The organism is Streptomyces sp. 4N124 (assembly GCF_052245395.1).
Classification (GTDB): Bacteria; Actinomycetota; Actinomycetes; order Streptomycetales; family Streptomycetaceae; genus Streptomyces.
Genome location: NZ_JBQQBS010000002.1, coordinates 1 through 21,575 on the forward strand (window position 1 = coordinate 1; position 21,575 = coordinate 21,575).

General features: G+C 71.4%; 19 protein-coding genes. 7 read left to right on the top strand and 12 right to left on the bottom strand.

The annotated features are described in order from the left end of the window. The 4 genes from ACTWQO_RS01935 to ACTWQO_RS01950 form a co-directional block, all read right to left on the bottom strand. Positions 1 to 1,142: acetyl-CoA carboxylase biotin carboxylase subunit (locus ACTWQO_RS01935; protein WP_443235426.1), on the bottom strand; the 1,142-nt coding region annotated here is incomplete at its 3' end. A gap of 17 nt (positions 1,143 to 1,159) precedes the next feature. Further along, positions 1,160 to 2,758, bottom strand: a complete 1,599-nt coding sequence (locus tag ACTWQO_RS01940) for an acyl-CoA carboxylase subunit beta (protein WP_443235427.1) — start codon at positions 2,756 to 2,758, stop codon at positions 1,160 to 1,162. Then, positions 2,755 to 4,425: an acyclic terpene utilization AtuA family protein gene (locus ACTWQO_RS01945; protein ID WP_443235428.1), complete on the bottom strand. Its 1,671-nt coding sequence runs from the start codon at positions 4,423 to 4,425 to the stop codon at positions 2,755 to 2,757. Before ACTWQO_RS01945 ends, ACTWQO_RS01940 begins: the two co-directional genes overlap by 4 nt. Continuing rightward, positions 4,422 to 5,216, bottom strand: a complete 795-nt coding sequence (locus tag ACTWQO_RS01950; RefSeq protein WP_443235429.1) for a TIGR03084 family metal-binding protein — start codon at positions 5,214 to 5,216, stop codon at positions 4,422 to 4,424. Before ACTWQO_RS01950 ends, ACTWQO_RS01945 begins: the two co-directional genes overlap by 4 nt. A 378-nt stretch (positions 5,217 to 5,594) precedes the next feature. On the opposite strand from ACTWQO_RS01950, the gene ACTWQO_RS01955 reads away from it, so the two are divergent. Continuing rightward, positions 5,595 to 5,804, top strand: coding sequence for a hypothetical protein (locus ACTWQO_RS01955; protein WP_443235430.1), 210 nt, complete (start codon positions 5,595 to 5,597; stop codon positions 5,802 to 5,804). Next, entirely contained in the window at positions 5,801 to 7,177 is a 1,377-nt protein-coding gene (locus tag ACTWQO_RS01960; protein WP_443235431.1) for a helix-turn-helix domain-containing protein, read from the top strand. Before ACTWQO_RS01955 ends, ACTWQO_RS01960 begins: the two co-directional genes overlap by 4 nt. Positions 7,178 to 7,183: 6 nt before the next feature. Here the strand turns inward: ACTWQO_RS01960 and ACTWQO_RS01965 are convergent, their stop codons facing one another. The 3 genes from ACTWQO_RS01965 to ACTWQO_RS01975 all read right to left on the bottom strand — a co-directional run bounded on the left by ACTWQO_RS01965 (position 7,184) and on the right by ACTWQO_RS01975 (position 11,967). After that, positions 7,184 to 8,146 (bottom strand): EamA family transporter, encoded by a 963-nt coding sequence (locus ACTWQO_RS01965; RefSeq protein ID WP_443235432.1) that lies wholly within the window; start codon positions 8,144 to 8,146, stop codon positions 7,184 to 7,186. A gap of 120 nt (positions 8,147 to 8,266) precedes the next feature. Next, positions 8,267 to 9,031 carry a metallophosphoesterase family protein gene (locus tag ACTWQO_RS01970; protein ID WP_443235433.1) on the bottom strand — a complete coding sequence of 255 codons (765 nt, stop codon included), beginning with the start codon at positions 9,029 to 9,031 and terminating at the stop codon, positions 8,267 to 8,269. 71 nt (positions 9,032 to 9,102) lie between these two features. Continuing rightward, positions 9,103 to 11,967, bottom strand: coding sequence for an FAD-binding and (Fe-S)-binding domain-containing protein (locus tag ACTWQO_RS01975; protein ID WP_443235434.1), 2,865 nt, complete (start codon positions 11,965 to 11,967; stop codon positions 9,103 to 9,105). Between the two features lie 177 nt (positions 11,968 to 12,144). On the opposite strand from ACTWQO_RS01975, the gene serC reads away from it, so the two are divergent. Next, positions 12,145 to 13,263, top strand: a complete 1,119-nt coding sequence (serC, locus tag ACTWQO_RS01980; RefSeq protein WP_443235435.1) for a phosphoserine transaminase — start codon at positions 12,145 to 12,147, stop codon at positions 13,261 to 13,263. Between the two features lie 69 nt (positions 13,264 to 13,332). Here serC and ACTWQO_RS01985 read toward each other — a convergent pair whose 3' ends face one another. The 3 genes from ACTWQO_RS01985 to ACTWQO_RS01995 are packed head-to-tail and all read right to left on the bottom strand — an operon-like array spanning position 13,333 to position 15,545. Beyond that, positions 13,333 to 13,698, bottom strand: a complete 366-nt coding sequence (locus ACTWQO_RS01985; protein ID WP_443235436.1) for a hypothetical protein — start codon at positions 13,696 to 13,698, stop codon at positions 13,333 to 13,335. Positions 13,699 to 13,755: 57 nt separating this feature from the next. Continuing rightward, positions 13,756 to 14,577, bottom strand: coding sequence for an ABC transporter permease (locus ACTWQO_RS01990; RefSeq protein ID WP_443235437.1), 822 nt, complete (start codon positions 14,575 to 14,577; stop codon positions 13,756 to 13,758). Next, entirely contained in the window at positions 14,574 to 15,545 is a 972-nt protein-coding gene (locus ACTWQO_RS01995) for an ATP-binding cassette domain-containing protein (RefSeq protein ID WP_443235438.1), read from the bottom strand. Before ACTWQO_RS01995 ends, ACTWQO_RS01990 begins: the two co-directional genes overlap by 4 nt. Before the next feature lie 89 nt (positions 15,546 to 15,634). Between ACTWQO_RS01995 and ACTWQO_RS02000 the strand changes: the two genes are divergently transcribed. Both ACTWQO_RS02000 and ACTWQO_RS02005 read left to right on the top strand, forming a co-directional pair. Continuing rightward, positions 15,635 to 16,411, top strand: a complete 777-nt coding sequence (locus ACTWQO_RS02000) for a TetR/AcrR family transcriptional regulator (RefSeq protein WP_443235439.1) — start codon at positions 15,635 to 15,637, stop codon at positions 16,409 to 16,411. Between the two features lie 32 nt (positions 16,412 to 16,443). After that, a complete protein-coding gene (locus ACTWQO_RS02005) occupies positions 16,444 to 16,860 on the top strand; it encodes a PPOX class F420-dependent oxidoreductase (RefSeq protein WP_443235440.1) in 417 nt (138 codons plus the stop codon). Positions 16,861 to 16,871: 11 nt separating this feature from the next. Here ACTWQO_RS02005 and ACTWQO_RS02010 read toward each other — a convergent pair whose 3' ends face one another. Beyond that, positions 16,872 to 17,840, bottom strand: a complete 969-nt coding sequence (locus ACTWQO_RS02010; RefSeq protein WP_443235441.1) for a WD40 repeat domain-containing protein — start codon at positions 17,838 to 17,840, stop codon at positions 16,872 to 16,874. A gap of 89 nt (positions 17,841 to 17,929) precedes the next feature. Here ACTWQO_RS02010 and ACTWQO_RS02015 point away from each other — a divergent pair, with 89 nt between their 5' ends. Next, on the top strand, positions 17,930 to 18,604 hold the full coding sequence (locus ACTWQO_RS02015; protein WP_443235442.1) for a GDSL-type esterase/lipase family protein: 675 nt from the start codon (positions 17,930 to 17,932) through the stop codon (positions 18,602 to 18,604). 38 nt (positions 18,605 to 18,642) lie between these two features. Here the strand turns inward: ACTWQO_RS02015 and ACTWQO_RS02020 are convergent, their stop codons facing one another. Beyond that, entirely contained in the window at positions 18,643 to 19,521 is an 879-nt protein-coding gene (locus ACTWQO_RS02020) for an alpha/beta fold hydrolase (protein ID WP_443235443.1), read from the bottom strand. Between the two features lie 111 nt (positions 19,522 to 19,632). Between ACTWQO_RS02020 and ACTWQO_RS02025 the strand changes: the two genes are divergently transcribed. Then, complete coding sequence (locus tag ACTWQO_RS02025; RefSeq protein ID WP_443235444.1) at positions 19,633 to 21,564, top strand: BTAD domain-containing putative transcriptional regulator; 1,932 nt, start codon at positions 19,633 to 19,635, stop codon at positions 21,562 to 21,564. The last annotated feature ends 11 nt before the right edge of the window (positions 21,565 to 21,575 follow it).

Here is a 21,575-nt window from a genome sequence, read left to right on the forward strand (position 1 = left end):
AGTTTGCGGATGGCCTCCGCGCGCGTGGGGGCGTGGGCGACGGCCTTGGCGAGCATGGGGTCGTAGTGGACGCCGATGGTGTCGCCGTCGGTGTAGCCGGTGTCCAGGCGGATGCCGTCGGGCACGGCGAGGCGGTGCAGGGTGCCGGTCTGCGGGGCCCAGTCGCGGGCCGGGTCCTCGGCGTAGAGGCGGGCCTCGACGGCGTGGCCACGCGCGCGTGGGGGGTCGATGTCGAGGGCGTGGCCTTCGGCGACGCGGAGTTGGAGGGCGACGAGGTCGATGCCGTACACGGCTTCCGTGACGGGGTGTTCGACCTGGAGGCGGGTGTTCATCTCCAGGAAGTGCGGTGTGTCGCCGGCGACGAGGAACTCGACGGTGCCGGCGCCCACGTAGTCGACGGCTCGGGCGGCCCGTACGGCCATCTCGTACAAGGAATTGGTCAGTTCGGGTTTCAAACCCGGTGCCGGGGCCTCCTCGACGACCTTCTGGTGGCGCCGTTGCAGGGAGCAGTCGCGGGTGCCGAGCGCCCACACGGTGCCGTGCGTGTCGGCGAGGATCTGCACCTCGACGTGCCGGCCGTCCTCCACGTAGGGCTCGATGAAGACTTCGCCGTCGCCGAAGGCGCTGTGGGCCTCGGCGCGGGCGCCCGCCAGCTGCGCGGGCAGGTCCTCGATGCGGCGGACCACACGCATCCCGCGGCCGCCGCCGCCCGCCGCCGCCTTCACCAGCACCGGCAGGTCCGCCTCGGTGACCTCGTGCAGGGGCTCGATGCCCATGAGCTCCTTGGCGCGCGTCTTGGACGCCATCGCCTCGATCGCTTCCGGGGGCGGGCCGATCCAGGTGAGGCCCGCGTCGATGACCGCGCGGGCGAAGCCGGGGTTCTCGGAGAGGAAGCCGTAGCCGGGGTGCACGGCGTCCGCCCCGGCCGCGAGTGCCGCCTTCACGATCAGGTCGCCGCGCAGATACGTGTCGGAGGACGCCGCCCCCGGCAGTCGTACCGCCGTGTCGGCCACGCGCGCGTGGAGGGCGCTTTCGTCGGCGTCCGAGTGCACGGCGACGGTCCGGATTCCCAACTCACGGCAGGTGCGGAAGACCCGGCAGGCGATCTCGCCCCGGTTGGCGACGAGCACGGTCCCCATCATGTGATCCCTCATATCCGTCACATCCGGAAGACGCCGAAGCCACCGCGCGCGCCCTCGTAGGGGGCGGTGTGGACGGCCGACAGGCACAGGCCGAGGACGGTGCGGGTGTCGCGCGGGTCGATGACGCCGTCGTCGTACAGCCGCCCGGACAGGAACATGGGCAGGGACTCGGACTCGATCTGCTGCTCCACCATCGCCCGCAGCGCCGCGTCGCCCTCTTCGTCGTACGGCTGTCCCTTCGCGGCGGCCGACTGGCGGGCGACGATCGACAGCACGCCGGCGAGCTGCTGCGGGCCCATGACGGCGGACTTGGCGCTGGGCCAGGCGAAGAGGAAGCGGGGGTCGTAGGCGCGGCCGCACATGCCGTAGTGCCCGGCGCCGTACGAGGCTCCCATGAGCACGGACAGATGCGGCACCGTCGAGTTGCTGACCGCGTTGATCATCATCGCGCCGTGCTTGATGATGCCGCCCTGCTCGTACTCCTTGCCGACCATGTAGCCGGTGGTGTTGTGCAGGAAGAGAAGCGGGATGTCGCGCTGGTTGGCGAGCTGGATGAACTGGGCGGCTTTCTGGGACTCCTCGCTGAAGAGGACCCCTTGGGCGTTGGCCAGCACCCCAATGGGATAGCCGTGGAGCGTCGCCCACCCGGTGACCAGGCTGGTCCCGTACAGCGGCTTGAACTCGTCGAAGTCGGAGGCGTCGACGATCCGGGCGATCACCTCGCGCGGGTCGAAGGGGGTGCGCAGGTCGCCGGGGACGATCCCCAGCAGCTCGTCCGCGTCGTACTTGGGCGGCTCGGCGAGGGCCGGATCGTCGTACGCCTTGCGGTGGTTGAGCCGGGCGACGACGCGCCGCGCCTGCCGGAGCGCGTCCTGCTCGTCCACGGCGAAGTAGTCCGCGAGGCCCGACACGCGCGCGTGCATCTCGGCGCCGCCCAGGGACTCGTCGTCGCTGACCTCGCCGGTGGCCATCTTCACCAGCGGCGGCCCGCCGAGGAACACCTTGGCGCGCTCCTTGACCATGATCACGTGGTCGGACATGCCGGGGATGTACGCGCCGCCCGCGGTCGAGTTCCCGAAGACGACGGCGAGCGTCGGGATTCCGGCGGCGGACAGCCGGGTGAGGTCGCGGAAGATGGCGCCGCCCGGAATGAAGATCTCCTTCTGGGACGGGAGATCGGCGCCGCCGGACTCGACCAGGTTGACGCACGGCAGCCGGTTGGCGAGCGCGATGTCGTTCGCCCGCAGGGCCTTCTTCAGGCTCCAGGGGTTGCTGGCGCCCCCGCGCACGGTGGGGTCGTTGGCGGTGATCAGGCACTCCACGCCCTCGACGACCCCGATGCCGGTGACGAGGGAGGCGCCGACCGTGTAGTCACTGCCCCAGGCGGCCAGCGGCGACAGCTCCAGGAAGGGGGTGTCGGGGTCGAGGAGCAGCTCGATGCGCTCGCGGGCGAGGAGTTTCCCGCGTTTGCGATGCCGCTCGACGTACTTCGGGCCGCCCCCGGCGAGCGCCTTCGCGTGCTCGGCGTCCAGGTCGGCGAGCTTGCCGAGCATGGCCTCGCGGTTCGCCCGGAAGTCCGCGCCGTCAGGGTCGAGGGCCGTGCTGAGAACCGTCACAGGAGGGCCTCCGGGATGTCCAGGTGGCGGGAGCGCAGCCATTCGCCGAGGGCTTTGGCCTGCGGATCGAAACGGTGCTGGGCGGCGACGCCTTCGCCGAGGATGCCCTCGACGACGAAGTTGAGGGCGCGGAGGTTGAGGAGCGGGTGCCGGGTGACGGTCAGGTCGGCGGTCTCCGGGAGGAGTTCGCGGAATCGGTCGACGGTCAGCGTGTGCGCGAGCCAGCGCCAGGCCTCGTCGGTCCGGGCCCAGACACCCACGTTGGCGTTCCCGCCCTTGTCGCCGCTGCGGGCGCCGGCGACGAGGCCGAGAGGAGCACGGCGCATGGGCCCCGGAGGGAGGGGCTCGGGCAGCGGTGGCTCCGGCACTTCTTCGAGTACGACGGTGTCCTGGGCCGGTGCCACAGGAACCCGCCGTCCGTCATGGAGGACCGCCACATGGGGGACGGCGCCATGGGGGACGTACACATCCTCGAAGACCCCATAAGGCGCGCCCTTTCCAGGTGGGGCGAGCACATGGAAGCCGGGGTAGCTCGCGAGCGCGAGCTCGATGGCGGCCCCGCTGAGCACCCGTCCCACGGCCTCCTGGTCCGGGTCCCGTACGACGAGCCGCAGCAGCGCACTCGCGGTCTCCTCGGTGCGGGCGTCGGGGTGGTCGGTGCGGACGAGGTCCCAGCGCACCTCGCTCACCTTGCCGAGAGCGGCCTCCAACTGCGCCTTCACCAGCGCGGACTTGGCCTCGATGTCGAGCCCGGTCAGGACGAAGGCGACCTCGTTGCGGAAGCCGCCGAGACGGTTGAGGCCGACCTTGAGGGTGGGGGGCGGGGGTTCGCCGTGGACGCCGTCGATGCGGACGCGGTCGGGGCCGTCCTGGGTGAGGCGGACCGTGTCGAGGCGGGCGGTGACGTCGGGCCCGGCGTACCGGGCGCCGCCCGTCTCGTACAGGAGCTGCGCGGTCACCGTGCCGACGTCGACGAAGCCGCCGGTGCCGGGGTGCTTGGTGATGACCGCCGCGCCGTCCTCGTGGAGCTCGGCGAGCGGGAAGCCGGGGCGTCGGACGTCCCCCTCCTGGAAGAACGAGTAGTTCCCGCCGGTCGCCTGCGTCCCGCACTCCAGTACGTGCCCGGCGACGACGGCGCCCGCGAGCCGGTCGTACTCCCCCGGCTGCCAGCCGAAGTGGGCGGCGGCGGGTCCCATGACCAGGGCCGCGTCCGTCACCCGCCCGGTCACCACGATGTCGGCGCCTTCCCGCAGACAGGCGGCGATGCCGAAGCCGCCGAGGTAGGCGTGGGCGGCGAGGCTGCCGGGGTGGTGGGCGGTGAGGTCGTCGCCCTCGACGTGCGCGACGCGGACGGGGATGCCGAGCCGGTCGGCCAACTTCCGTACGGCGTCGGCGAGTCCGGCGGGGTTGAGCCCTCCCGCGTTGGTGACGATCCTGACGCCGCGCTCGTGGGCGAGGCCGAGGCACTCCTCCAGCTGGCGGAGGAAGGTGCGGGCGTAACCGGCGGTCGGGTCCTTCAGCCGGTCCCTTCCCAGGATGAGCATGGTGAGTTCGGCGAGGTAGTCGCCGGTGAGGACGTCGAGTTCGCCGCCGGTGAGCATCTCGCGCAGGGCGTCGAAGCGGTCGCCGTAGAAGCCGGAGGCGTTGCCGATACGCAGAGTGCTCACCCCGCGTTCCCCTTCGGCGGGCGTCCGCCTCCCGGTGGGCCCGCGAAGGCCTGGGCGATGTCGAGCCAGCGGTCGGCGTCGGTGCCTTCGGTGCGTAGGGCCAGGTCGGTGCGGTGGGCTCGCTGGGTGACCAGGAGGCAGAAGTCGAGGGCGGGGCCGGTGACGCGGTCGGTGGCGTTCTCGGGGCCGTAGACCCACAACTCACCCGAAGGGGCGGTGAGTTCGATGCGGAACTCCTCGAAGGGCGGGGTCAGTCCGTGCACGCCGAAGGAGTAGTCGCGGGTCCGGACGCCGAGACGGGCGATGTGGCTCAGCCGGTCGGTGGGGGTGCGGGTCACGCCGAGTGCGTCCGCCACGTCGAGGCCGTGGGCCCAGGTCTCCATGAGGCGGGCGGTGGCCATGGAGGCGGTGGACATGGGCGGGCCGTACCAGGGGAAGCGGGCGCCTTCGGGGGCGGTCCGCAGGGCGTCGGCCAGGTCCTCACGTCCCGCGCGCCAGTACGCGAGCAGCCGCGCGGGGGGCTTCCCGGCGCCCGCCTCCGCCCCGTTGTCCACGAAGTCGCCGGGCGCGGCCAGCGCCTTCTCGACCTCGCGGGAGAAGGCGTCCTGATCGGTCACCGCCAGCAGGGCGGAGTGGTCGGTCCAGGCGAGGTGGGCGATCTGGTGAGCGACGGTCCAGCCGGGGGCGGGGGTCGCGAGCTCCCACTGCTCGGGGCTCAACTCGGCCACGAGCAAGTCGAGTTCGTAGCTCTCGGCGCACAGATCGTCGATGACGGGCGTGGGGTCGGCCATGGGGCGAGGATGGCAGCGCGACCAGAAACAAGCAAGCGTGCTTGCATGAATATTTCCGCCGAGGCTCTCGGGCAGCGGGCAGGTGACGGGGTGATCGGCAGATGTGTCCCCGATGTGTCCCCGCCGGGCTTCGGTCACCTGCGGTTTTGCTCTTCGGAGTCGGACAGATCCGCTGATCGCCGACGCGGGGCCGCTGCGGCCCGGTCGGAACGAGGCCGGGCCGCAGCGCGAGAGGCGCCGGGCCAGATGTTTACAGGCTCTCGGTATGCCTGGCACGGCGCTCCCGCCTGACCTCAAGATGACCACGAGCGCCCGGGCCGGCGGCGACAACCGCCCAGTGCGCTCATCGGCCATCTGAGCAGTCGCACAGGAGTCAACGTGAGCACATCGGCCTTCCGGCAACTCGTCGGGCTGATCCTCTTAGTCGCCGTGGTCGTCCTCCTGCTGATCGCCGCCGGGTGCGCGCCGCAGGCGGCGGTCGGTATCGCCGCGGCGATCGTGTTGATCGCACGGGACCTGTGGACTCCGGGCAGTGGTGTCGGAGCCAGGCCGGACGACCGTGAGGGCTTCGACGGGGACGCGTCATGAGGTTCAACAGACCCGTCAAGAACGGTCTTCCCGAAGCCCGGCGGGAACTCGCCGAGTCGCTGCGCCAGGGCGCCCGGGACAGCGGCCTGACCTCCGACCAGATCGCACGCCGGGCACACGCCACGCGCGGGGCCGTCTCGCAGGCGATGAGCGGAACGCGGGTACCGAGCCAGAGTCTCTTCCGCAGCCTCGTCAGGGCGATGGGCCAGGACCCCCTCAGCCCGAGGTGGCTCGCCCTCTACGCCGCCGCCGTCGCGGCCGTACTGGTGTGGCTCGTCTCCTGGTCCGGGGGTGGATGGCTGTCCCGTGCCTTCGATCCCGAGCCCGATCCCGCCTACAGGTATCCCATCGTGCGCGTCGAGAAGAACGCGAAGGTCTACCAGGAGCCCACCGGCGGGGCACGGGTCGGCAGGGAGTCCGAGCGGGAGTACTCGGGCCAGGTCGTGGCCTACTACTCCGTGTGCGTCCCGGAGGGCGAGGGCCTCTCCTCGCCGGCGGCCCGCTATGGCTTCCTGTCCGGCTCCACCGATTGGCCGCTGGTGTACATCGACGTACAGGACCTGGTGATTCCTGAGCGCGTGCATTTCGAATCGTGCCCCGCCGTCGTCCGGATCGCTCCGGAGGCGAGGCTCTACATCCAGGGCGCCGGTGGCGAACGGGCCGATACGAAGACTGAACGAGTCTATTCGGGCGCTAAGTTGATCGTGGACAGTGTGTGCCGGGAGGTGTCCGCCGCGCCCGCCTCCGGCTCCCGGCGCTATGGGCTCCTCGACCCGTACGCGCGGAGGGGCATCGTCTACGTCGACGAAGGCGACCTGACGATCCCGCCCTCGGCCAGGCTGAAGCCGTGCCCCGTCGTCGTCCGCATCGCCGAGGACGCGACGTTCCACCAGGGACCCGCCGGCGACAGACCAGCCGATTCGCCGGACGACCTGTTCTCCCCGGGCGGCGACGTATCGCCGGACCATTTGTGCGTCGCCAAGGCCAATTCTTCGCCTCCCGGACCGAAGCGCTACGGCTTCGTCCTGTACGACGGCGACTCACCCCATGCCTACGTCGACGAGCAGGACCTGCTCATCCCACCCGCCGTCCGTTTCAGCCCTTGCCCGCCCGTACCGCACGTCAAGAAGGGCGCGAAGGTCTACCGGAACGCGACGGGGAGCGCGTGGGCCGACCAGGCGATCCGGCAGGTGGTCTCGGACAGCTACCTGGATCCGGAGACCCTCTGTTCCCCGCACGAGGGCCCTTCGTCCTCGGAGCCGCGGCGCCTCGGCATCCGCGAACGGTCGTACGGGGATCGCCGACCGTTCGCGTACGTCGACATCGAGGACGTCGTGATCGCGTCCACCGACCGAATCGGCGTCTGCCGGTAGCAACCGTCAGGAACCGTCCTCCAGACCCTTCGCCTTCCCCCGCCCCACCTGAGTCCGTACCGCCCCCATGCTCGCCGCGATCACCAGCGCGATCGCCGCCGACTCCGTGGCGGTCAGGGCCTGGTTCAGGACGAGGAAGCCGGCGGTCGCGGCGATGGCCGGTTCCAGGCTCATCATGATCGCGAAGGTGGAGGCGGGGAGACGGCGCAGGGCGACGAGTTCGAGGGTGTAGGGGAGGACGGAGGAGAGGACCGCCACCGCCGAGCCGAGGGCGATGGTCGTGGGGTCGAGGAGCTTCGCGCCGGATTCGGCGATGCCCAGTGGGAGGAACACCAGCGCCGCGACCACCATGGCGAGGGCGAGCCCGTCGGCCTGCGGGAAGCGGCGCCCCGTACGGGCGCTGAAGACGATGTACGCCGCCCACATGGCGCCGGCGCCCAGGGCGAACACGACGCCGACGGGGTCGAGGCCGCCGAAGCCTCCGCCGCTGAGGAGGAAGACACCGGCGAGGGCGAGAGCCGCCCAGACGAGGTTGACCGCCCGGCGGGAGGCGGCGACCGAGAGCGCCAGGGGGCCCAGGACTTCCAGGGCTACCGCCGGGCCCAGGGGGATGCGGTCGATGGACTGGTAGAAGAGCCCGTTCATCCCGGCCATCGTGATGCCGAAGACGACGACCGTGCCCCAGTCCGCACGCGTGTACCCGCGCAGCCGCGGCCGGCAGACGACGAGCAGGACCAGCGCGGCGGCCACCAGCCGCAGGGTCACCACCCCGGACGCCCCGGCCCGCGGCATCAGGCTCGCCGCGAGGGCGCCGCCGAACTGCACGGAGATGCCCGCGGACAGCACCAGGCCGATGGAGCCCAGGGAGCCCCAGCGGCGCGGGGCACCCGCTGGAGCCGGCCCATGACCCGTCACGGGAGCGGCAACCGAGGTCGGGTCGGAGGGGGCGGCGGCGCTGGGGGTGCTCACGGGGCCTTCCAGAATCAGCTCGGGGTTGGTCCATCACTGTGTTCATCATGCTGCACTGCTCGGTCCAGGGTAGTGGACTTCGTCAGGCGTGTGAACTCGTTATGCCACTGTCTTTCATGGCTACGACGCCTTTCTGCCGTCCCGCGGCCCGAAGAGCTCCAGCACCTCCGTGTCCGTCGCTCTGGCGTTGAGGAAGTAGTCGGCCCATTCCGCGATGTCGGCGTAGGCGGATTCGGCGGTGAGACGGGCGGTTGCCGCCTGGATGTCGTAGGGCGTGACGCGCAGGTCGACGCCGGGGCCGAGCAGGCACCAGTGCGCGCCCGGGCGGCCGTACGGCATGCCGACGCTGCCGGGGTTGACCACGAGTCGGCCGTGGGCGAGGCGGACGTACGGCATGTGGGTGTGGCCGCAGACCACCGTGCGGATGGTGTCGTCGAGGTCCGCGAAGACCTCCGCCCAGCGGGCGGGGCGGGAGTCGACGAGGACTACCTCTGCGTCGTCACGCGGGGTGGCGTGGCAGAAGAGGACCTTGCCGAGGCCGTGGATGTCGAGGGTCAGGGTCTTGGGGAGGCCGGCAAGGAAGTCGACCTGGTCCGGCCTGAGCTGGTCGGCTGCGAAGGGCGCGATCGGGTCGGGTATCGAGTCCCGCTCACCACGCCGGTACTCGACGAGTTCGCGGTCGGCGTTGCCCGCCAGCCACAGCACACGGTCGCCCTGTTTGCGCAGCAGGTCGAGGACCTCGACAGGTTGCGGTCCCGCCGCGATGTCGCCGGTCAGCACGATGCGGTCGGCGGCGGCGATCTCCGGCTCGGCCAGGACCGCTTCGAGGGCGGGGAGCACGCCGTGGACGTCGGAGAGGACGGCTACGCGGGTCAGCTGGGGCATGGGGCCAGCATCCGGGCTGGGACAGGCCCGGGACGGGGTGTTCACCCGGCGCGTAGCGCCTCACCGCTCCGTCAACTCCCTCCCCCGCCCAGCCCCTCCGCCAACACCTGCGCCACATGCCTCCCCCGCACCCCCGCCACCTCGCCCAACTGCGTCCGGCAGGAGAACCCGTCCGCCAGCACCACCGCCCCCTCGCCCGCCTCCCGCACCGCCGGCACCAACTGCTCCTCCGCACACGCCACCGACACCCCGAAGTGCCCTTTCTCGAAGCCGAAGTTGCCCGCGAGACCGCAGCAGCCTCCGCTCAACTCACCATCCAGGCCAGCCGATTGACGCAAGCGCCGATCGGCCGCGTCACCCAGCACCGCGTGCTGATGGCAGTGGGTCTGTCCGACCACCGGACGGTCCACGCGGGGCGGTGTCCAGTCGGGCGCCAGTTGCTCCAGCGCCTCCGCGAAGGTCAGGACGCGGTCGGCGAGGCGGCGGGCGCGGGGGTCGTCGGGGAGGAGTTCCGGGGCGTCGGAGCGCAGGGCTGCCGCGCAGCTGGGTTCCAGGACGATGACCGGTACCGGCCGATCCAGCAACGGCTCCAGGAGGTCGAGCGTACGGCCCAACACCCGCCGGGCCCGGTCGAGTTGGCCCGTCGACACATACGTCAGCCCGCAGCAGACCCGCCCCCGGCGCCCCGCCATCGCCCTCGTCGGGGGCAGCACCGCCGAGATCCCCGCCGCCTCCAGGACCCGTACGGCCGCCTGCCCCACCGTCGGCGACAGATGCTCGGTGAAGGTGTCCGGCCAGAGCAGGGCGACCGTGTGGAGGCCGTCGCCGAAGGAGGCGTCCCCTTCCCGTACGGGCCTCAGGATCCGTCCGGCGCGTTCCTCAACCCGCCGCCCCCACCACCGGCTGAACGTCTCCGTCGCCACCCGCGGAATCTCCCGTTCGGGCGCGATCCCGCCCAGCCGTTTCGCGACCCGGGCCAACGGCCGTACCGAAGCGAGGGCGTTGACCAGCCGTGCCGTGCGCGTACGCGCCACCGCCCGCAGCCACACCGGCAGCCACCCCATGCTGTAGTGCGCGGCCGGGCGGCGCCGCCCGGCGTAGTGGTGGTGCAGGAACTCCGCCTTGTACGTGGCCATGTCCACCTCGACCGGGCAGTCCGACCGGCACCCCTTGCAGGACAGGCACAGATCCAGCGCGTCCCGGACCTCCTTCGAGCGCCAGCCGTCGGTCACCAGCTCACCCGCCAGCATCTCGTGCAGCAGCCGGGCACGCCCGCGCGTGGAGTGCTGTTCCTCGCCGGTCGCGCGGAAGGACGGGCACATGACGGAAGGCCCGGACGCCGACGTCGTACGGCATTTGGCGACCCCGACGCACCGCCGTACCGCCGCCGAGAAGTCACCGCCGTCCGACGGGTAGCCGAACACGACGTCCACCGGCTTGCGCGGCAGGACGGAGAAGCGGAGGTTGGCGTCCAGTGCCGCCGGCCGGACCAGCATTCCCGGGTTGAGCAGGTCGTCCGGGTCCCAGACCCCCTTCGCCCGCTCGAAGAGACCCACCATCTCCTCCCCGTACATCCTCGGCAGCAGCTCCGCCCGCGCCTGCCCGTCCCCGTGCTCCCCCGACAGCGAGCCGCCGTGCGCCACGACGACCTCGGCCAGCTCCTCCGAGAAGCGCCGGAAGCGGCCGATCCCCGCGTCGGAGAGGAGGTCGAAGTCGATCCGGACGTGGATGCAGCCGTCCCCGAAGTGCCCGTACGGCGTCCCGCGCAGCCCGTGAGCGTTCAGCAGCCCCCTGAAGTCCCGCAGATACGCGCCCAGTCGCTCGGGCGGCACGGCGCAGTCCTCCCAACCGGGCCATGCCTCGCTGCCGTCCGGCATCCGGGTCGCCGTACCGCTCGCGTCCTCCCGGATGCGCCACAGCGCGCGTTGCCCGGCCGGATCGGTCATCACCAGCGCGTCCACGACATCGGCGGCCCGCACGATCGCCTCCGCACGCGCCCGTGCCTCCGCCGCGTCCGACCCGCCCGTCTCCACGAACAGCCAGGCCCCGCCCCGGGGTAGCACAGCCGCCGACGGCACCAGGTCCGCCGCCATCCCCTCCACCGTGAGCGGCCCGTACGGCAGCAGCCCGGCCGCCGCCTCCGCCGCCGCGCTCTCGTCGGCGTACGCCAGCACGGCCAGCGCACGCGCGCGTGGCGCCTCCACCAGTCGTACGACCGCCTCGGTGAGGACGCCCAAGGTGCCCTCACTGCCGCAGAAGGAACGGGCGACATCGGCGCCCTTCTCGGGCAGCAGCGCGTCCAGCGCGTATCCGGAGATACGGCGGGGCAGGTCCGGGAATCCGGTCCGCAGCCGCGCCAACTCGCCGTCCGCCAGGGCCCGTAGCCCCTCCGGCGCCCCGGACCAGCCTTGCCCGAGCCGCAGTCGCTCGCCGCGCGCGGTGAGCACGGACAGTTCCCGCACGCTGTCCGCCGTGGTCCCCCACGCCACCGAGTGCGAGCCGCAGGAGTTGTTGCCGATCATCCCGCCGAGCGTGCACCGGCTGTGGGTGGAGGGGTCGGGCCCGAAGCGCAGACCGTGCGGGGCGGCGGCGTCCTGGAGGCGGTCGAGGACGACGCCGGGCTGGACGACGGCGGTGCGGGTCTCGGGGTCCAGGGACACGAGCCGGTTCATGTGACGGGTGAAGTCCAGCACGATGCCGGTGCCGGTGGCCTGTCCGGCGATGGAGGTACCTCCACCACGGGCCACCACCGGCACCATGTGGTCCCGGCACACCTCCAGCACGGCGGCGACGTCCTCGGCGTCATGTGGCGCGACCACACCCAGGGGGACGCGGCGGTAGTTGGAGGCGTCCATGGTGGTCAATGCCCGAGAGGTGACATCGAAGCCCACATCACCGCGGACGACGTTACGCAGCGCACCCTCAAGATCCGTCATACCTCCAGCAAACCAGCCGACGTCCGGCATTCCAGCCCGTCCGGCGTCTGAGGACGAGGCCGTTCAGGCCGAAGCGGGGGTCTGGGGGCGGCAGCCCCCAGGGACGGTCACCGAAACGCCGTCTCACCCGACGGACGAGGTTTCGCCCAGGTTTCCCCCACCGGCTAACCTCACTCCGTGGCTGAGATCCAGATTCCCGCTGACATCAAGCCCGCCGACGGACGTTTCGGCGCGGGCCCCTCCAAGGTGCGGACGGAAGCGCTGGACGCGCTGGCCGCAACCGGCGCCTCTCTCATGGGCACCTCCCACCGCCAGGCCCCGGTGAAAAACCTGGTCGGCAAGGTTCGCGAGGGCGTCCGCGACCTGTTCCAGCTGCCGGAGGGCTATGAGGTCGTCCTCGGCAACGGCGGCTCGACCGCGTTCTGGGACATCGCGACCCACGGCCTGATCGAGAACAAGTCCCAGCACCTCACCTTCGGCGAGTTCTCCTCCAAGTTCGCCAAGGCCGCGAAGCTCGCCCCCTGGCTCGCCGAGCCGGACGTCATCTCCACCAACCCGGGCACGCACCCCGAGCCGGTCGCCCAGTCGGGCGTCGACGTCTACGCCCTCACCCACAACGAGACCTCCACCGGCGTCGCCATGCCGATCAAGCGCGTGGCCGGTGCCGACGAGGGCGCCCTCGTCCTGGTCGACGCCACTTCCGGCGCCGGCGGTCTCCCGGTGGACGTGTCCGAGACCGACGTCTACTACTTCGCCCCGCAGAAGTCCTTCGCCTCCGACGGCGGCCTGTGGATCGGCGTCTTCTCCCCCGCCGCGATCGAGCGCGCCGAGCGCATCCACGCGTCCGGCCGCCACATCCCGGAGTTCTTCTCGCTCCCCACGGCGATCGACAACTCCCGCAAGAACCAGACGTACAACACCCCCGGCCTCGCCACCCTCTTCCTCCTCAACGAGCAGCTGGAGTGGATCAACGGCCAGGGCGGCCTGGACTGGGCGGTCCGCCGCACCGCCACCTCCGCCCGCACGCTGTACGGCTGGGCCGAGGACATCAAGTACGCCAACCCGTTCGTCACCGACCCGGCCAAGCGCTCGGCGGTCATCGGCACGATCGACTTCACGGACGAGATCGACGCCGCCGCCGTCGCCAAGGTCCTGCGCGCCAACGGCATCGTCGACACCGAGCCCTACCGCAAGCTCGGCCGCAACCAGCTGCGCGTCGCGATGTTCCCGGCGATCGACCCGGCCGACATCGAGGCGCTGACCAAGTGCATCGACTACGTGATCGAGAAGCTCTGATCGCAGGCATACGACGACGAGGGGCGCCCAGAACTCTCTGGGCGCCCCTCGTCGTCGTATACGCGGCCGTCAGCCCATCTGGGACCTCACATGGTCGATGACCTGATCGAACTCGGCCGTCGGCGAGAAGTCGATGTACTCGCAGTCCTCCAGCGCCAGCGGAACGTGACCGGGCGACCAGTAGAACGCCTGTCCCGGCTCATAGGTCTCCTCGCCCTCGGGGGTCCGCATCTGCAGACGACCCGAGAACAGGTAGCCCCAGTGGGGGCACTGGCACATGTCATCGGGCAGGCCCTTCAGGGCGGGCCCCATGTCCGTGCCCTTCGGCAGCCGGACGAACGCGACGCTCATCTCTCCGCCGATCGTGGTCTTGCGCAGCTCCACACCCTCGCCCTCCAGGGCGACCGCAGTGCCTTCCTTCGTCACCGCTGTCATGATTCCTCCAAGTTCGGACACCTTCAGTCTCCCGCCGGAGGACGAGGGATGCCCACTTCAGCGGCTGAGCTTCCGGAACCGCCGCACCGCCAGCGGCAAGAAGATCAGCGTGAGGATCACCGGCCACACTCCCGCCATCAGCAGCGCATGCTGCTCCACCCAGGAGTCGCCGGTCGCGCCCGGTGAGCCGAAGAGGTCGCGGGTGGCCGCCGCCGTGGAGGAGATGGGGTTCCAGGCCGCGACCCAGCCGAGCCAGTCCGGCATCAGCTGCGGGGCGACGAAGATGCTGGAGATCATCGTCAGCGGGAAGGCGACCGCGAACAGTCCGCCCGCCGCCTCGGGGTTGGGTACGAGCAGGCCCAGCCACACGCCGATCCAGATCAGCGCGAACCGCAGCCACAGGAGAAGTCCGAAGGCCGCGAGGAATCCGAAGCCGCCGTCCGGCCGCCAGCCCATCGCGAACGCCGTCAGCATCATGATGCCGAGTTCCGCGCAGGCCACGACGAGGTCGGTCACCCCACGTCCGGCGACGACCGCGGACGAGGCCATCGGCATGGAGCGGAACCGGTCGATGACGCCCTTGGTGGAGTCGTACACCACGACCGTGGCCGTGTTGATGAAGCCGAAGGCCATGGTCATCACGAACATGCCCGGCATCAGGAAGTCCTGGTAGTTCCCGCCGCCGGGCACCTTCATGGCGCTGCCGAAGACATAGCCGTAGAGGAGGACGGACAGGATCGGGAAGCCCAGCTGCCAGGCGATGTTGACGGGCTGGCGCTGATAGTGGGTGAGGCCGCGGCGGACGATGTTCCAGCAGTCGGCGAGCGCCCAGAAGGTGCGGCTGCGGGTGGGGTGCCCGGTCAGGTCGAGAGCGCTCACTTCGCGGCCTCCTTCTCGGTCTTCTCCGTACGGTGTCCGGTCAGCCGCAGGAACACGTCGTCCAGGCTGGGCCTGCGCAGCCCTATGTCCTCGACCGGCACGCCCTCGTCCTGGAGGGTGCGGGCGACGTCGGTGAGCGCCGACACCCGGTCGGTCACCGGCGCGTGCACCCGCAGTTCGGTCTCGTCGGTCTCGGGTTCGCCGTCGGAGACGCGGGCGACGACCTTCACCGCGCGCGGGATGTCGGCGCGTTCGCTGAGGACGACCTCGATGCGGTCGCCGCCGACGCGGTCCTTCAGGCCGTCCGGGGAGTCGTCGGCGATGGACCGGCCCTGGTCGATGACGGTGATGTGGGAGGCCAGCTTGTCGGCCTCCTCCAGATACTGCGTGGTCAACAGCACGGTGGTGCCGCTCGCCACCAACGCCCGTACGGATTCCCAGACTTCACCCCGGCTGCGGGGGTCGAGGCCGGTCGTCGGCTCGTCCAGGAAGAGGACCGCCGGGGCGAGGATCATCGACGCGGCGAGGTCGAGGCGGCGCCGCATGCCACCGCTGTAACCACCTACGCCCTTGTCGGCGGCGTCGGCGAGATCGAACTGGTCCAGCAGCTCGGCGGCCCGCAGCCGCGCCCGCTTTCCGCCGAGGTGGAACAGCCGGCCGAACATCTCCAGGTTCTGCCGCCCGGTGAGCACCTCGTCCACGGCGGCGTACTGCCCGGTCAGCCCGATCCTCGCGCGTACGTCGCGCGGCTGTCGTACGACGTCCAGGCCGGCCACCGTCGCGTGCCCGCCGTCCAGCCGTACGAGCGTGGACAGGATGCGGACGGCGGTGGTCTTGCCGGCGCCGTTCGGCCCGAGCAGGCCGTGCACGGTGCCCTCGCGCACGGTGAGGTCGAAGCCGTCGAGGGCGCGTTTCTCGCCGTACCGCTTCTCCAGCCCCTCCGCCCGGACCGCGTAACCGTCACTCATAAGATCCCCCTTCTCTTCAACTGAGTACACCGTACCCTATTGCGCGTACACCGTACCCAATTTTTCCGCGAGGATCTAAGCTGAACGGCATGACGAGCGGCAAGGGCGGTACCGGCTCCACGGAGACCAGCGGCAGCGGCGACATCGGGCGCACGCTCGAACTGCTGTGGGACACCGGCCGACGCCCCAGCCGCGGCCCGAAGCCGGGGCTGAGCGTTGACCAGATCGTGGAGGCGGCCGTCCGGATCGCGGACGCCGACGGCCTGGAGGCGCTCTCCATGCGCCGTGTCGCCGCCGAACTCGGCACCGGCACCATGTCCCTCTACCGCTATGTCCCCGGCAAGGGCGAGTTGCTCGACCTGATGCTGGACCGGGTCCAGAAGCCGTCCGAGAACCCGGCCGACCTCGGCGACGGCGGCTGGCGCTCGGCGCTTGAGGCCCTGGGCCGCGCCACCCTCGACCTCTACCGGCGCCACCCCTGGCTGCTCCAGGTCAACCAGACCCGCCCGATCCTCGGCCCGAGCGCGCTCGACGGCATGGAGAAGGTGCTCACGCTCATCCGGCCGATGGGGCTGACCGACCCCGAGCTGGTCTCGGCGATCATCATGATCGACGGGTACGTCGTCGGCGCCGCCCGCACGCAGCTGTACCAGCAGGAGGCGGAGCGCCGGACCGGCCTCACGGACGCGGAGTTCTGGCAGGCCCAGGTGCCGACGCTGGAGAAGGTCCTCGCGTCGGGCCGCTACCCGGTGATGGCCTCCCTCTCCGAGGACACCTTCGGCCCCGACTTCGACCACTTCGAGTTCGGGCTGCAGCGGATCCTGGACGGCCTGGAGGTGTTCGTCGCCCGGCGCGGCGAAGGGTGACAAAGCAGGCCATCGGTGCCTCTATGGAAGGCATGAATACGCCGAGTACGAGCCCCGAACTCACCCGCTTCATCAAGCAGTGGGCCGTCCTCCTCACCAGCCACAAGAAGGACGGCACCGGAGTCGGCACCCCCGTGAGCATCGCCGTCGAGGGCGACCACGCGTACTTCCGCACCCCGGGCGTCGCCGGGAAGGTGAAGCGCCTGCGCAACAACCCGGAGGTGGAGATCGCCCCCTCCACCGTCCGGGGCGCCCCGACCGGTCCGGAGATCCACGCACGGGCCCGGCTCCTGGACCACGGCAGCGACGAGGACAAGCACGCGGCCCGGCTGCTACGGAAGAAGTACCCCTTCCTGCAAGGCGTGTTCGTGCCGCTGACCCACAAGGTGATGCGGACGCGGACGCTGCACTACGAGGTGCGGCCGGTGGCGGAGAAGCCGCAGGACTGAGGCGGGCGGGCCTACGACCGCCGCAGCAGCCGCCTGAACCAGAGGCCGACGCCGAGTGTCGCGACGACGGCGATGGCGCCGATCTTCAAGCTTTCGCTGTCACCGTCGCCGTCCCCGCCCGCCGCCGAACTGCCGTTCCCGGAGGGCGACTCGGACTCGTCGGCACGGTCGGGCGCGTCCCTGGCCTCCACCTCGCTGTTCGCGCCCTCACTCCCGAGCATCAGCTTCGTTCCGTCGACGCTGTAGCTGACGGACTCCCCCTGGCCGATCGGCACGCTGATCCGCCCCTGCCGCTTGATCTTCCCGTCGTTCCAGTCGTAGGAGATCCCGCCGAAGTATCCGCGTACGGCGAGCTGCTTGCCGTCGGGTGAGAAGGCGGCGTCGGTGGCCCACAGGTCGACGGCGGCGGCGGGCTTGAAGACGTTGCTCCCGGAGGCGGAGAGCTTGGCCGGGCCCTCGTACAGATGCCCGCCGTCCTCCTGCTTGTCGATGATGTAGACGCGCCCGGTCTTGGGGTGGACGACCATCGACTCCGCGTCCCGCGAACCGTTCGAGTACTTCACGACGTACTGCGTGGCCCGGACGGTCTGGTCGGTGAGGTTCTTGGGCTCGGGCAGCTGATAGATCCACACATAAGGCCAGGTGACCCCGTCGTTGTCGCCGATGTCGCCGACCCAGATCTGGTTGTCCGGCCCGATGGCGATGGCCTCGACGTCGCGCGGCGTGCCCACGCCGGTCATCGTGATCCGCGCGACGGTCTTGCCGGTGCCGCTGTCGACGGCGTACAGGTAGGCGCCGTCGTCCTGGTCGTTGTGCGTCCAGTAGATGCCCGGGTGCTGGCGTGAGGCGGCGAGGCCGCTGGACTCGGTGATGCGGGGGTCGCTGATGGAGAAGGTCTCGTCGCCGTCGGCGGCGGAGGCGGGCAGGGCGAACACACCCACGAGGAGGACCCCGGCAAGAAACGCGAGCGATCGGCGCATGCCCCCAAGACTGCCATCCCGAGCCCGCGTTCACGGAGCGTGTCGGGCTTCACATCCCACCGCCGCCGCTGATCGTCCATCATGAGCGGATGCTCAGGTTCATGCCCGTCGGCGACTCCCAGACGATCGGAAGCGCGGGCGAACACACATGGCGTTACCGGCTGTGGCAGCACCTGCGCGAGACGTACGGCGGCCCGTTCAAGCTGGTCGGCCCGCGCGAGGCGCTGTACGACCAGGCGATGGGCACCCCCACGTCGTACGAGTACGCCGACCCCGACTTCCCCCGCGCCCATCTCGCCGGCTGGGGCGAGGGCTGGCTGCACATGGCTCCGCTGATCGGCGAGGCGGTTCGGTCGTGCCGGGCGGATGTGCTCTTGGTCTCCCTGGGCCTGATCGACCTGGGCTTCTACACGAACGCCGACCAGACGGCGGAGAACGCCCGGGCCTTCGTGGCGGCGGCGCGGGCGGCGAACCCGAAGGTGCGGATGGTCGTGCTCCCGGTGATCCCGAACGTCCGCGCCGACACGGACGCCTCCTTCGCCGCGCAGGTCACCCGCCTCAACGAACTGCTGGCCAAGGCGGTGGCCGACCTGGACGAGCCCCGCTCACCCCTGCTGCTGGCGTCGCCGCCACCGTCGTACGACATCAACTTCGACACCTACGACGGCACGCACCCGAACGCGAGCGGCGAGCACAGGATCGCGGCGGCGTTCGCGGACGCGATGTATCAGGCGTGGGATGTGGGCGAGCCCTACGAGGCGTGAGCGGGTGGGGTGCGCCGCGTTCCGCTGAGACGGGTCACTCAGCGGGCCAACAGGTCCTGGATCGCCGCAGTGATCTCCTCGGGTGCCTCCTCGGCCATGAAGTGTCCCGCTCGGGTCAGCCGGTGGTCCAGGTCCGGCGCCCACGCCTTCCATACCGCGGCGGCGTCATAGCCCAGCTGCGCGCCCCAGTCCTGCTGGACGACCGTCACGGGCATGGCCAGCTGCGACCCGGCGTCCAGGTCCGCTTGGTCGTGCGTGACGTCGATGCCCGCCGAGGCCCGGTAGTCCGCGACGATCGACGTCACCGCCGCGGCGCTCGCCCGCAGGTACTCGGCACGGACATCCTCCGGCATGGCGGTCGGGTCGTTGGCCCAGGCAGCGAGGAACGAGCCGAAGAACGCGTCCGCGCTGCCTGCGATCATCGTCTCCGGCAGGCCCGGCGGCTGCGCCATGAGGAAGAGGTGGTAGCCGACCGCCGCCGAGGCGCCGCGCAGGACGTTCCACATGTCGAGCGTCGGCACGATGTCGAGGATGCCGAGGTGCGTGATGGTCTCGGGGTGGTCAAGCCCCGCCCGGAAGGCGACCAGAGCGCCCCGGTCGTGGCCGACGAGGGCGAAGCGCTCGTGGCCGAGGGCCGCCGCCAGGGTCACGACGTCGGCGGCCATGGTGCGCTTGGCGTACACGTCGGGGCCGGTGACCGTCGGCTTGTCGCTGGCGCCGTAGCCCCGCAGGTCAGGACAGATCACCGTGTGCCCGTCGGCGAGCCGCTCGGCGACGTGTCGCCACATCAGGTGGGTCTGGGGGAAACCGTGCAGCAGCACGACCGGACTGCCGCTGCCGCCGACAGCGGCAGCCAGCTCCACACCGCCCGCACCGGGCAGGCGGATGTGATCGAAGCCGGGAATGGTGAGCGTCATGAGAGGCCGTCTTTTCGGGTGGGGGACTGACCGGATCAGCCTGGGCGACGGCGATCAGCAGCCGATCAGTACGGTTGGGCCCAGCCGCCCCCTGGCACGGAGGATGGGGGCATGCGAATCGACGTGCTCGGTGCCGTGCGGGCCTTCCGCGACGACGGCAGTCCGGTCGACCTGGGCGGACCCCGCCATCGCGAGGTACTCGCCCGGCTCGTCGCCGCCGAGGGACGGATGGTCACCACCGACAGCCTCGTCGACGACCTGTGGACCGATCCGCCGGCCCGCGCCGTGGGCGCTTTGCGTACGTTCGTCGCCGCGCTGCGCCGCGCCCTCGAACCCGACCGGCCGCCCCGCGATCCGCCGCGCGTACTCGTCACCGAAGGCCCCGGCTACGCGCTGCGCCTGCCGCGCGAGGACGTGGACGTCCATCGGTTCCAGGACACCCTGGCCCGAGCCCGGCGCAGCCCCGACGCGGTGACCGACCTCGGCACGGTACTCGCGGACTGGCGTGGGCCCGCCTACGCCGATGTGACCGGCTCCGCATGGGCGCAGCGCGAGCGGACCCGATTGGAGGAGCTGAGGTTGGAAGGGGCGGAACTGCGCGCCCGCATCCTCCTTGACTCCGGGAAAGGCGCCGATCTCGTCGCCGAACTGGGCGCCCACGTCGCCGAACATCCGTGGCGCGAGCCGGCCTGGGGGCTGCTTGCCCGCGCGCTCCACCGCGCGGGCCGCCAGGCCGACGCGCTGGCCACCCTCCGCCGCGCCCGCGCAATGCTCGTTGATCAACTCGGACTCGACCCTGGCGCCGACCTCCAACGCCTGGAGAGGGACATCCTCAACGGGTCCGTGCCCCCCGAAGGCGCACGTACCACGTGGACCGGCCATGGTGTCCGTCTCGGCCCGCGCACCACCGTGGATCTGGCCCGCACCCTCGCACTGGCGGGTGGCGACGCCCTCGTCCACTCACGGCGCGACCGCCTCGCCGCCGTCCAGGCGGCGGAACGCACCCAAGACCCCTCCCTGACCGCCCGGATCATCGGCGCCTACGACGTGCCCGCCATCTGGAGCCGGGCCGACGACCCCGAGCAGTCCCGCGCCGTCGTCGCGGCCGCCGAGCGCACGCTCACCGCACTGGGCCCCGACGGCCCCGCCGACCTGCCCGCCCGCCTCCTGGCCACGGTCGCCGTCGAGAGCCGCACCGCCGATCTGTCCAGGACCGAGCTGCGGCGCGCGCAGCAGGCGGCACGGCAGGCCGAGGCGCTGGCACGGGACCTGGCCGATCCCGCCCTGCTGGCGTTCGCCCTCAACGGGGTGTTCCTGCAGTCCTTCACCCGCCCCGGGCTCGCGGCGGTACGGGACCGGATCGGCGCCGAGATCCTCGACCTGGCCACCCGGCACGAGCTGCCGAACTTCGCCGTACTCGGCCGACTCGTCCGCCTGCAATCCGCCTCGGCCCTCGGCGACCTCGACGCCGCAGCCTCGCACGCCGAGGCAGCCGAACAGCTCGCCGCCACCACCGAGGCGCCCCTCGTCTCCGTCCTCACCGGGTGGTTCAGGGCACGGGCCACGGCCGCCCGCAGCGCCGAACCCGGCGGACCGACCGCCGCCACGGCCGCAGCGCACTACCGCGCTGCCGAGGACGCCCTCCGGACGGCCGGAATGCCGGGGCTGCACCGGGGCCTGTTCCCGCTCGCCCTCCTGGGGCTGCGCCTGCTGCACGACCGGCCCGCGCCCACCGACCCGCACCTCGACTGGGGCCCGTACCGACCCTGGGCGCGCCCCCTCGTGCTGCTCGCCCAGGACCGCGTCGAGGAGGCCCGTGCCGCCCTCAACGCGGTGCCCGAACCACCGCGTGACCACATGCAGGAGGCGCTGTGGTGCCTGACCGCCCGCGCCGCCGTACGCCTCGGCGAGCGCGGAATCGCCGCACGCGCCGAGGCTGCCCTGCGCCATGCCCGTGCCGAACACGCCGGCGCCGCCAGCGGAATGCTGACCCTGGGCCCGGTGGCGCGCTACCTGACCGAGGCGGAGGCATGCGCCGGATGAGAGGCTGAGGG

Bases quoted from the DNA above. Each gene is read 5' to 3' on its own strand.
- ACTWQO_RS01950 (WP_443235429.1), bottom strand. From the start codon at position 5,216: ATGGCCGACCCCACGCCCGTCATCGACGATCTGTGCGCCGAGAGCTAC.
- ACTWQO_RS01960 (WP_443235431.1), top strand. From the start codon at position 5,801: ATGAGGTTCAACAGACCCGTCAAGAACGGTCTTCCCGAAGCCCGGCGG.
- ACTWQO_RS01970 (WP_443235433.1), bottom strand. From the start codon at position 9,031: ATGCCCCAGCTGACCCGCGTAGCCGTCCTCTCCGACGTCCACGGCGTG.
- ACTWQO_RS01975 (WP_443235434.1), bottom strand. From the start codon at position 11,967: ATGACGGATCTTGAGGGTGCGCTGCGTAACGTCGTCCGCGGTGATGTG.
- ACTWQO_RS01985 (WP_443235436.1), bottom strand. From the start codon at position 13,698: ATGACAGCGGTGACGAAGGAAGGCACTGCGGTCGCCCTGGAGGGCGAG.
- ACTWQO_RS01995 (WP_443235438.1), bottom strand. From the start codon at position 15,545: ATGAGTGACGGTTACGCGGTCCGGGCGGAGGGGCTGGAGAAGCGGTAC.
- ACTWQO_RS02000 (WP_443235439.1), top strand. From the start codon at position 15,635: ATGACGAGCGGCAAGGGCGGTACCGGCTCCACGGAGACCAGCGGCAGC.
- ACTWQO_RS02005 (WP_443235440.1), top strand. From the start codon at position 16,444: ATGAATACGCCGAGTACGAGCCCCGAACTCACCCGCTTCATCAAGCAG.
- ACTWQO_RS02010 (WP_443235441.1), bottom strand. From the start codon at position 17,840: ATGCGCCGATCGCTCGCGTTTCTTGCCGGGGTCCTCCTCGTGGGTGTG.
- ACTWQO_RS02015 (WP_443235442.1), top strand. From the start codon at position 17,930: ATGCTCAGGTTCATGCCCGTCGGCGACTCCCAGACGATCGGAAGCGCG.
- ACTWQO_RS02020 (WP_443235443.1), bottom strand. From the start codon at position 19,521: ATGACGCTCACCATTCCCGGCTTCGATCACATCCGCCTGCCCGGTGCG.
- ACTWQO_RS02025 (WP_443235444.1), top strand. From the start codon at position 19,633: ATGCGAATCGACGTGCTCGGTGCCGTGCGGGCCTTCCGCGACGACGGC.